This window comes from Bacillus cereus group sp. N11 (genome assembly GCF_016483605.1).
GTDB classification, from domain to species: domain Bacteria; phylum Bacillota; class Bacilli; order Bacillales; family Bacillaceae_G; genus Bacillus_A; species Bacillus_A toyonensis.
Map to the genome: position 1 here is coordinate 1 of NZ_JAEHBN010000009.1, position 11,967 is coordinate 11,967.

The following is an 11,967-nucleotide window of genomic DNA, read 5'->3' on the forward strand; positions in this document are numbered from 1 at the left end:
TTTGTATTTGTAATGTCATAACCTTTTACTTCGGATTTATATCCATCTACTGGTTGTTCTTTTACTTCATACTTGTACGCATTTCCTTCAACATCATATGCAGCTAAGTCTGTAAACGCATATTTCCATTCGCTCGCTGCGCTCACTTCTTTTGTATCAATTACTTTACCATTTTGTAGTAAGTCCACTTTGATCATTTCTGGACGATTTGTTGCGTTTCCGTCTTTCCATGTCTTTGTTCCTTCTACCGTTGTTTGGCCTACTTTTGTATTCGTAATATCATAACCGCTTATCTCTGATTTGTATCCCGCTACTAGGTGTTCTTTCACTTCATATTGATAAGCTACTCCATTCGCATCGTATGCTTCTAAATCTGCAAATATATATTTCCAACCTATTACTGCTAGTACGTCTTGTGTTTTGATCACATTTCCATTTTGTAGTAAGTCTACTTTAATCATTGTCGGACGATCTGTTGCATTTCCGTCTTTCCACGTTTTTGTTCCTTCTACTGTCATTTTTGCTACTTTTGTATTTGTAATGTTGTAGCCATTTACTTCTGTTTTGTATCCCGCTACCGGTTTTTCTTTTACTGTATACGTATACGCAACACCATTTGCATCATATTGCGCTAGGTCTACAAATGTATAATTCCAACCGTTCGCTGCTGTTACTTCTTGTGTTTGGATTACATTTCCGTTTTGCAGTAAATCTACTTGGATTGAGCTCGGACGATCTGTTGCATTGTTGTCATTCCATGTTTTCGTTCCTGAAACAGATGTTTTTGCATCTTTTGTATTTGTAATGTCATAACCGTTTACTTCTGTTTTATATCCATCCACCGGTTGTTCTTTTACTTCATACTTATATGCATTTCCTTCGGCATCATATGCTGCTAAGTCTTTAAATCCATATTTCCAGCCTGTTGCTTCACTTACTTCTTGCGTCGCAACTACTTGACCATTTTGTAGTAAGTCTACTTTGATCATTGTCGGACGATCTGTTGCATTTCCGTCTTTCCACGTTTTTGTTCCTTCTACTGTCATTTTCGCTACTTTTGTATTTGTAATGTCATAACCGTTTATTTCTGATTTGTATCCCGCTACTGGTCGTTCTTTTACTGTATACGTATAGGCACTACCATTCACATCATATGATTCTACATTTGTAAATGAATATTTCCAATCATTTGCCGCTGTTACTTCTTTTGTTTGGATTACATTTCCGTTTTGTAGTAAATCTACTTGGATTGAGCTTGGACGATCTGTTGCATTTCCGTCTTTCCACTTCTTCGTTCCTTCTACTGTCATTTTCGCTACTTTTGTATTTGTGATGTTGTAGCCATTTATTTCTGATTTGTATCCCGCTACCGGTTGCTCTTTTACTGTATACGTATAAGCAACACCGTTCATATCGTATTGTGCTAAGTCTGCAAATGTATAATTCCAACTATTTGCTGCTGTTACTTCTTTTGTTTGGATTACGTTCCCATTTTGCAATAAGTCTACTTGAATTGAGCTTGGACGATCTGTTGCATTGTTGTCATTCCATGTTTTCGTTCCTGAAACAGATGTCATTTTTACTTTATTCGGAATAGCAAGCTTTACACCTTTATCAGCATTTGCATCAATGGTAAAAGGTACTTTTACTTGAGGATCAAAATCCAAATAGTTTGGACCTGCAATCTCCTGTACATAGTAATTACCTGGGTCTAAATTTGGAACCTCGACCATACCTTGTTGATCGGTTGTATACTTACTACCAATTTGCTGACCTGACTCCGTATACAAGTTAAATGAAACATTTGGTATAATTTTTGTCTCATCACCGGCAATGTGCTTCACAATTCTTAACGTTCCCTTAGGAGGTAAGTCGCCTTGCGCACCGCCGCCCTGATCTATATTTTTAACACTAACACTATCTGATTTAGATACTTGCTCTTCACCTGTAACCTTGTAGTCTACGGTATAATTATTATAAAATGCTTCTAATTTCTTTCCACTATCAGTTATATTTGCTTTATATTGAAAAACAAAAGTAAGACCATTGGCTTTATCTTTATTGATAATAGCTTTAAATCCATTATCACCAATAAATGTAACCGTTCCATAACCTTGAGCTTGGAATTCTTGTGGTGTCATTGGAGCGGCAAATCCTCCAATACGGAGACTATCTTGATTAAGCGTTTGCCCTTCTTGTAAAGTATCAACCAAAACAATATCACTATCTACATTTTGTTTTGAAGTATTTGCATTTAAAACCCATTGTACTTCATTTGTGTTTTCTGGTTGAATGCTACCCGTTTTATATGAAAATGGTGAAGATCCGCCACCTCCACCACCAGTCGGGCCGATAATCGTTACCGTTTTCTTTTCTAATTGTGTACCTAAATTCGTTTCAGTTGTTACCGTTTGTCCTTGTGCAACATCAATTGCTTTAACTTGGAAATAAAAATTCCCTCTAATATTTTTAAGTTTCTCAACTGTATCACTAAATGTACATACAACATTAGTTGTCTTTATTTGACAAGTACCAAAATTAATACCTGCATCATTATTTAATGGAATAGTTCCACTATATCCTTTCAATTCTGAAGGTAATGTTAATGTTAATGTATCTCCAGCTTTCATTTGATTCCCAGATTTATCACTAAACTGTACTGCCATTCTTGTCGTTTCTCCGGAGTTAAGCGTCGTCTTATCGATTGTAAAACTATCAACAAATCCTGTTGTATTTAACTCCTGTGCATTTGCTATTATGGATGTGAAACTCTGACCTATAGTAAATATAAAAAGCATTAGAATCGAAAAAATCGAAGTTACTCTCTTGATCATGTCATTCTCCTATCAGTTATAATTAGATGGCTCTAATATGAATATGCAATGACAATGACTTTATAGGCTGATGGTATTCCATTTCTTTTAATCGTTATACACATAAAACTTGAAAACAAATTTCTATAAATAATTCACTTGTACTCTATTAAACTTCATTTTTTTAATGTAACATTACTTTCACTAAGTTTAATATTTACAAGTTAAACAATTTTCGATATAATTGTAACTGGCGAAGTTACGTTTTTCATCATTCCTATAAAATCCCGAGATTTTATATCATATCTACCGTCTTATTTTGAGCATACATTTCTGATTAATAATGTTTTTATTTCAACCCTATTAGTTTATTGATATTACTTTTTATTGTTTTTATATTCATGATATCAATATATTCAGTTTTTCAATCGCGTTTTTAAATGATTTATAACATTATTCACCAGAATCTTTTTCCCCCTCCTATAGGCATTCTTTCATGCTCCCATCCGTAATATAGGGCTTTTTAAATGCCAAAGATAGTTTTTGTAGTTTTTGTAATTGATTTTGTAATTAAAGAAACCAAACGTAAATTAATACCCCTCTTGAGATAAGATCCTTATTTTATACTCCCTCCTATATACAACAAAATATTGTCCTTAAATAATTGTTCTAAACCACTACCTAATTCTTGATTCATTTAGTAAAAATATAAATCACAAATAATTTTGTTTATTCAAATGTCACTTGGAAATCATTTCTCGGATTTTTAATTAGATAGTCTTATAATTTTCAAAAAGATCACCAAAAACGTTTATCAATTTTGGTCTACTTATGCATTTAGAATCTTAATTAAAATCTGCATGAATAATAAACTCCATGGCTAAATCTCGTTATACCGAATCTTCAATGAAATTCTCAGTTTGTTGACTAGATTCATAATTATTTGTAGCTGTTTATTTATTTGTATGAACTCAAATTTTCATTACTAGATTGAAAAAAACGTCTCATTTCTCTCTACAAATATTTGTAATAAGTATGTTATTCCTTAAGATGTCATAAAACAACAGAATACTTATCCTCTACTTTTACCGAATAATTACATTCCAGTCACCTCGCTATCTATTTATAATGTTCAATACTATATATAAAATAAAACAAAGAAAGAGTAGTAAACTTGAATATTATTCATTTAGTAATTAGACTGAATCTTCAGTCTTTTCTGTTCGGATGGGGATATTTTTGGCTACTCTTTCTTTGTATTATGAGTTTAGCACTAAATATAAAGTATCACAAGACAAAAAATCACAAAATTCTCACAAATTCGACATTTTTTTCACAAATTAATATTACCACTAACTAGTAGAGGTCACCATATCTCTCCATCAACTTAAAAATTTTATGACGCACTTAAAACAAAATTGTACATTTTCATCTTGAGAATTCAATCTTTTTATATTTAGGTTGTTTTTTAGCTTGATGTTGATGGAAGGTGGATCCAATTAAACTGATTTCTCTATTTCGTAGATTTAGGAAAATAACTTCTTGTTGAAAACTCTTCAACATAACCAGAAATACATAGTATCACATCAAAGAATATAAATCTATATTGATTTTTTTTTAATAATTTATATATAATTATAATTAATCTAAAATGAAAGTCAATATCAATTATAAATGAGGATGATGAATATAAGAATGACAAAACATCCATGCTTCGGAATGAATACAGGAATGCCAACTAAATATGACCAGGTTAAGTAATTTGAATCATAATTAGATTACATAATCGATTTTGGGTATGGGTAAGAAGTTATTCTATTTAGTACTACATGAAGACAAATAGAACGATAGAAATGTAATATGCTCTTACTTCCATTTCTCATAGTATTTAAAAATTATCGCCTGCAACCTGACTTTGTATAAAGGTTTTCTAACTTGGGTAAGAAGCGTAGGTATTCCTTTTTTCCTAAATTAACTGTATAGTTTCCGTATTCCATTTTTCTATTTAATAATTTAAATTGCATAACAATCGAGGAATGCTTCTCTAAATTCTTAATATTTCTGGCGAATTTGTAACAGAACCTTTAGTTACAAGCAATATTCTTTAAATACAATATTTTATCATCTAAGGAGTAAACAGTATGAAAAGCTTAAAGTTTGTTTATAAAACTCCCCTTATATTAACAATGAGTGTAGTGTTGATGGGATGTAACACAGCAAAACAAGAGGCTCCGCAAAAACAATCTACGAAGGAAAATACGCAGTGGTCATATGAAGGGACTACTGGTTCAGAGCACTGGGGAGAATTGAAACCAGAATACAAAATGTGTTTAAATGGGCAAGAACAATCTCCGATAGATATCAAAACAGAACAAATAAAATCAACAGTTGATAATAATCCTTTGCAAATAAACTATCAACCAATATCATTTTCTATTAAAAATAATGGGCATAGTATTGAGGGAAAAGCAAATAGTTCTGATGATTATCTCACGCTAGGAGGAAATCGTTACACATTAAAACAATTCCATTTTCATACACCAAGTGAGCACCAATTTGAAGGAAAACATGCAGATATGGAATTACATCTAGTCCATCAAAATGATCAAGGTCAGTTAGCAGTAGTAGGTATTATGATAAAAGAAGGACAAAAAAACGAAGGTTTTACAGCAATGTGGCAAAATCTCCCGCACCGAAAAAATATAAAGGCCGATGTGCAACATACCATTGATATAAAACAGATTCTTCCTTCAGATCATTCATCATTCCGTTACATGGGGTCTTTGACCACACCTCCTTGTACTGAAAATGTCCAATGGATTGTGATGAAACAGACAATAGAGATGTCCAAAAAACAAATTAAAGTGTTCCATAAATTATTCCCAACGAATAACCGACCAGTTCAGCCAATTAATGGACGAGAAATATCATAGACATATAAAATGTTTGGATTAAAATATCATAAAAACCAATAGTTTGAACCAATACTTTGATCTACACTACTAATTTTGTATGTTTATTGTGCGAGAATTATAGCGAAGTTTTTGAAACCCAGATATTTTAAATAACGATGGTCTTGCTCAATGAAATTATTAATTTTTTTGCACCAGTATAGAAAAAAGTTGTTGTCCTTTAGGACAGCAACTTTTTCATTATGCTACATCATATTTTTGTTCCTTAAAAAAGAAAAAGATAACATACTAGATATATTATATATGTAAATCATTAGCAAAAATCTTTTTTAAAAATAAAACCATATAATTATTATATAATAGTTATATGGTAAATGAACAATGAATATTATAATCCATAGTACATGTCTTAATTAAACAAATACTTTAAAATAATAAAATAAATTATATTTTTACAAAAGAAAACAACCTGTATAAAAACAGATTGTTTTCATTTAAGGGTAAAACAAAGAAAGAATGGCAAAAAAGACAAAAACTTATACAGCACAAAAAGTAGATCGATTAGATAGAACTAAGAATTCTGATATCATACTAGTTAGGGTTTCTGTTTACTCTTTCTTTGTTATTATGAATATAGCATCAAAAAGACATATATCAACAAAAGGTAACATAATTGTTACTTTTTCGGCATTTAATCATAACCCCTTACAAACCATATCCTAATAATGAAAAAAGTGACGTACTTTTTTCATTACTTTCAGTATAGACAGTGATATTATTTTTTGTACCAGTACGACAAAAACTGCTGCCCTAATAGGACAACAGCCTTTTCATTATACTGCATTTTCCTTTTGTAAGGTATTATTTTTTTAACCGTAATTGAAGTAAACTACAAGTCTAATTACAAAACATATTGCAAAGCCACTCCATGTTTTTGCTAGACGTTATAACGCAAAAAAAAAACAACCTGTATAAAAACAGATTGTTTTCTTATGTAGGGTGAACAAAGAAAGAGTGGAAAAAAATGCACAAACTTCTTCGACACAAGAAGTACATAGGTAGAGGAAACTAAAAATTCTGAAACATTACTAGATAAGGGTTTTTTGTTTACTCTTTCTTTGTTATTATAAATATAACATTTAAAACGACATATATCAACAAATAGTAACAAAATTGTTACTATTTCGACACCTAATCATAATTTCCCCATTCGGAACATGCTTTGTATTTGATATGAAATGTATACTCTCTTATTTTCAGCAATCGCACAGTACAAAATATTATTTATAGACTCTAATTTTTGTTCATCTAAAATAGACATCAGCACTTTATTTTGTCTCTCATACATTTCACTTAATCCTTAAAATTCTTGTTTTATTGATACTCATCGCATCATAGTCCTACCAATCATGATCTGTATTGCTTCGTATGCTTTATGTCCACCAACTTTTCCATTTCTTTCACTTTGTTTAGGTCCTTTAATATAGCTGATACTCCTTATAATTGAATTCTTGCCATGTTTATGCCGTATACCATCTATTGTTTTTGTTAATTTCCTTTCGGTATCCTTTTTAGGAAGTGTCTCATTTTTTTCTATATACCTTTATATATGTTTTTACCAGTTTATTGTGATATAACTATTGATTTTAAGTATTATACGGAATAAAAAAACACTCGTTCTGATTAAGGACGAGTGTTTTTTTTAGGTTATCTAACAGGGATAAACTTCCATGAGCTAGGTTTTTGTTTTTTTTCACCTAGTACAATCCAATTTTTCTTTGCATTTATATTTTCATAATTTAATGGATAATCGTCTGTAAAAATATTATATTCTGTAGGATTATCCAGGTTAATTTTAACTTTAAAATCAGCTAAACTATCAGATTTTTGAGCAAGGTGAATCCAACTAGAATAATTAGACCAATTTAAATATTGGAATTGGTCGTAATTTGAGTGCTTCATGCGAAGATATATACTCTCCCCGTGGTGTAGCTTTGCATCATTTTCTTTGTAGAATTCAAATTCCATAGGTGTACCAGATAAACCATTGTTTTCTTTATTTGCAAGTGTGACATAATCGTAACGATTTGCTATATACCATTCAAATGTTAGACCTTGATAAGGAGATTCACTTGGTACGATATAATAGTTTTTCCCTGCTTCTATGACGTTTCCTTCTATATCATAGATTAATGCAGTCTCTATACTTGGAGCTTTCACATTTTCAGTAAAAGTTTTAAACCACAGATTTAAGAAACCTGCTGTATTGCGCTGAGCTTCTCCTAAACTTCGCTGCACAGCTGGGGTAACCATTTCTTGCCACAATTGTGCCTTACCACTATTATAATACTTAAATGTTTTATCATTAGTAATATTTTGGATTTCAGGTTTAGCTACTCGAGCTGCATAATCAATCCATTCTTCAGGTGTGGATAGGGAATTGTTATAGTTCCCTCCAGTATTGACTGCAAATTGATTTTGAATGGTTGTAACATAATTTTCAAAGTAGCTGTGATATTTTATAGCCCTCGTATCAATTGCGGTAAAATTTGCTGCATGCATAGGTTGAGTAGCATCTGTAAAGTAGTGCGTGGCTACTCCTAAGTAATAGAAAGCTTTTTCATAGTCCTTATTTCGTAAATGTTCTCCAGATTCATAAAAGTATTTCTTACCTTGTGTAAGAGCCGTTGGATTTGTTTCTCCTCTATAATTTTCTTTAGTATCAGGATCATAAAAATGAGATTTCCATCCGCCTTAAAAAACGCCGCCTATTCCTGTTCCACCATCGTTAAACTCCGCATTATAATCTGCATCATATAATCCTTTAGAAAATAGATCTTTATATTGTGGATAATTTAAAAAGTCCACAGCCTGCTTATTTGCTTCAATATTAGATTCCGTTTTCATAATTTCAATAGCTTGTTTTGCAATCCATAAATGTGTACTTTTATCAGAATGATACGGAGCTTCTGCAGACCATCTTGCAGTAATAGGATCATTCTCTTTTAAATCAATTTGATCGAGATGAGCATAACTACTTTGAGGACATACTCCTAAAATAGTCAAAGTCACCCCAGCTATACATAGTGTTGATACGATTTTTTTCATTTTTTATTCCTTCCTAAATATAAAGATTCTTATGCGGATATTCATCTTAATAAGGACAGTTAAATAACTCTAATAAAAGAGCGATTAGCAAAGGCTAACTGCTTAATTTCTCTCTTAAAGGAATACCACCATACATCGATTAAATTAAAAATTTTAAATTAACCCTAAACAATAATTTCCCTTCTCTACCTCTAGTTATATATAAAAGTGCGTCTTATTTAAACATGTTTTTTTATGCAATTTCGCATATCCAAATATAGGGGATCGAATAACCTTCCATTTATTATATTAATGAAAGACCGTTTTCTTTAGACAATTGAAATTATGATGTTTTAAGTTAATAATCTATATCCATCAACTTAAGAATTCAGAATTACCCCCAAATGAACTTTTTGTGGTTCTAGTGCAAAAATACATCAAAAGGTACATTTTTGTTTTGAAGTGTCCCAAAAGTGTTTTTTGCACCTTTTGGCGTGTGTTCTTCAATAGTTTTTCGCATTCCCAAAAGGTGTACGTTTAGACACATTTAAACTTTTTTCTGTACGTTAAATTAAAATGAATAATTACTATTTTTCTTTATAACTCCATTGAAAGGGAAAGCAACCAATGTTTGTAATAAGGATTTTTATAATTTTTTATGCTATAACATGCTCAAATCCCTTGTTATATTAGAAATAAAACCATATTTGCTCTTCCTATTTAATTTTTATCTATATTTTAAAATATATAAGAGATATATTTATTTAAGATATTTTTTAAAATAAATATATGATTAAAGAAAGATGATTTCATTTATTGAGTTAAATGAATGAAACTACTAGAAAAATGGAAGTACCAATCTAAATAAAAAAGTTTAAAATTTTTTAAAGTGAAAGGGAATCAATTCATCGTTTATATTTATGAAAACCACTCTTCCTCTGCTTGCGATGGCGTGAAAAAAGAGTGGTTTTCTCTTTTTCTAAGGTTTTTTAGTATATTGCGCCCTTATCTCAAGTGATACATTTTTATAAAGGTTATCAAAAATCAGAGTTTGTCTGCATCAGGATCTAACAAATGGGTCCAGGCAAAATTTGCATTTGAGTCCTCTCTTGTTAATCCTTTTGTATTGTTTAAGAGAGGACTCTCCTCAAGATCAGAGGAATCATAAATCATAGCAGAAGGGGGAGGATTAAGCCAATGCCTCAACCCGGTGGCTATATCAAAGAACTGGGCATGAGGAAGGCCTAGATGTTTACGCCAGAGTGCGATTCGAAGATCACGAGCGAACCTTCCTCCTGCTGCACGTTCCAATGGTTCTTCCGTAATGCCCGCCATAATTTCAGTGTCGTAAGTGTATCCACGATCATCGCAATTTGCTGACCCAATAGCTACATATTCGTCGTCGATTATCCAGAGCTTCGAGTGTACAAAGTCGCCGCACCAGATCCTACGGCCTGAATCCTTTGTTTCTTTTAGGCTAAACATGCGCCATTTTTTGCGCTGTGGATCAATTTTCTTTAAGTCGGTACGAAACTCGTTGCGCACGCCAATTAGATAGGGAAATTCGTTCTTATCAATATTGTCGCTGCTCTCAAAATGTTGTGAGTTACTCATCAAAATGAGGAGAAATTTGAAGCTTGGCTCCTTCAATTTTGCGACCAGAGCGTCCTTCACACGGCGACTTACAAGGTACTGATCTTCGATATAGATATACTCTCGTGCATTGATGATGCCATTTTTGACAAGTTGCCAAGCAGACTGGTCGGGATTTTTAAACTTATATGAGTCTCCAGGTTTGAATTTCGTGAGATTTGGAAAGGTTCGCCCGACTGAAACTAGCATCCTTCTCGGTTTGGCTTTTCCTCCTGGCACTGTACACGTGTCCATGTCTCTTGATTGTAAGTGTAAGGCGGCAACATGTGAAAAATCTTTCCTCACAGCATCCGAAGTCATTTGGAATTTAATTTTATCCAGCGCGGGCGTTGATGGATGGTCCAACCAACGATCGCGAAAAACGCTGAGGGCTTCTGCTGCGGATGGTCCGTTCAAGCGGATATGTACGTCATGCAAGGGCGACATCCCGCCCACGTCAACCCGTGTATTGTTCAAGTCCATTCCACCGAGGAAAGCCACAAGACCAGAATTTCCGCTGATGACGACGAGTTTCTGATGGTGAGCGTTCGGGCCTCGATAGGGTAGATCGGCTGGAACTAGGCGGTCGTCTTCAAGAGCGACACCGTTTGGTAGACTATTGATAAAGTCCGCGATTGCTTTGTTGTCACCAGGTTTCCCCTTGAACGGCGTGTTCCAAAATAAACCACGGACTTGTGCTTTCGTGTTCTTCAAATAATCTTGAAGAAGTGTGTTCACGGGAGGAGTGCCACTGGTTGGATTTTTCATACGCGTCCATGGTTCGACATGCCAACCAATCAGATAGATACGATGTTCGGACGATGTTGCTGTGGCAAGAGCTTCGGCAATGTCATCGAATGCACAACGGCCATAGATGTAGGGTACGACAATATTACCTGACGAAGGCTCGGGTGCGCCATCAAACCATTTCTTTGCATTGTCGATTAGCTTCTTTCGCTTTATTCTTTCGTTGGGCCACCCAATATCAATTCCTGGATGCGGAAGTTTAGCGATTTCGGTGGCGTCAATGCTACAGCTATTTGTAAATGGCTGTCCTGGCTGTGTAATCTTACTTGGTGCTAGGACTGTTGGCCTTTCTATCTGCTTCAGTGGTGCTACGGTGCCAGGCGTAGGTTTCACTGGTTTGACAATATCATTATTCCCCATCTAGGCCGCCTCCATAGGCAATTGTCTGCCGTGAATTTCGCTTGCATAGAATAGCATACATTTAAATTTTGTAAAATTCATTCTCAATTTGCATCCCTCCGATATGTGTTCAAGTGTTTACTTGTTTTAGGCATAATAAATGCAATGCTTTTTTTGTAGTGTATTCATAATTTGCGAATAGTAAGGAAGCTTTATACTTTTGAACTAATGGAAATTAAACTTGATTTGTTTATAGTTTGAAGAAAATTTGCAAGTCTTTTTTAGCTAATGCTTCAGGAACTGTTGAAAATCCTAATCTCGGGTGCTTATCCGAGCAACCCTAGTTGGATTAGTGTTGACAGGAGAGACTAACATGA

Annotated in this window: 4 protein-coding genes and 1 pseudogene; 1 reads left to right on the top strand and 4 read right to left on the bottom strand. The window is 33.4% G+C overall.

Annotation, left to right across the window (positions count from 1 at the left end; genetic code table 11):
- Positions 1 to 2,834 (bottom strand): Cna B-type domain-containing protein (locus tag JDS98_RS16065; RefSeq protein ID WP_199634034.1); only part of this gene is annotated, 2,834 nt, incomplete at its 3' end.
- Positions 2,835 to 4,954: 2,120 nt separating this feature from the next.
- Here JDS98_RS16065 and JDS98_RS16070 point away from each other — a divergent pair.
- Complete coding sequence (locus tag JDS98_RS16070; RefSeq protein ID WP_199634035.1) at positions 4,955 to 5,746, top strand: carbonic anhydrase; 792 nt, start codon at positions 4,955 to 4,957, stop codon at positions 5,744 to 5,746.
- Positions 5,747 to 6,920: 1,174 nt separating this feature from the next.
- Here the strand turns inward: JDS98_RS16070 and JDS98_RS16075 are convergent.
- The 3 genes and pseudogenes from JDS98_RS16075 to JDS98_RS16085 all read right to left on the bottom strand — a co-directional run bounded on the left by JDS98_RS16075 (position 6,921) and on the right by JDS98_RS16085 (position 11,611).
- The gene (locus JDS98_RS16075; RefSeq protein ID WP_199634036.1) at positions 6,921 to 7,073 is read right to left on the bottom strand and encodes a YolD-like family protein; all 153 of its coding nucleotides are present in this window, start codon (positions 7,071 to 7,073) and stop codon (positions 6,921 to 6,923) included.
- A 359-nt stretch (positions 7,074 to 7,432) separates the two neighbouring features.
- Positions 7,433 to 8,833 (bottom strand): annotated as a pseudogene (locus tag JDS98_RS16080) (zinc dependent phospholipase C family protein).
- A gap of 1,023 nt (positions 8,834 to 9,856) precedes the next feature.
- Positions 9,857 to 11,611 carry a phospholipase D family protein gene (locus tag JDS98_RS16085; protein ID WP_199634037.1) on the bottom strand — a complete coding sequence of 585 codons (1,755 nt, stop codon included), beginning with the start codon at positions 11,609 to 11,611 and terminating at the stop codon, positions 9,857 to 9,859.
- Positions 11,612 to 11,967: the final 356 nt, after the last annotated feature.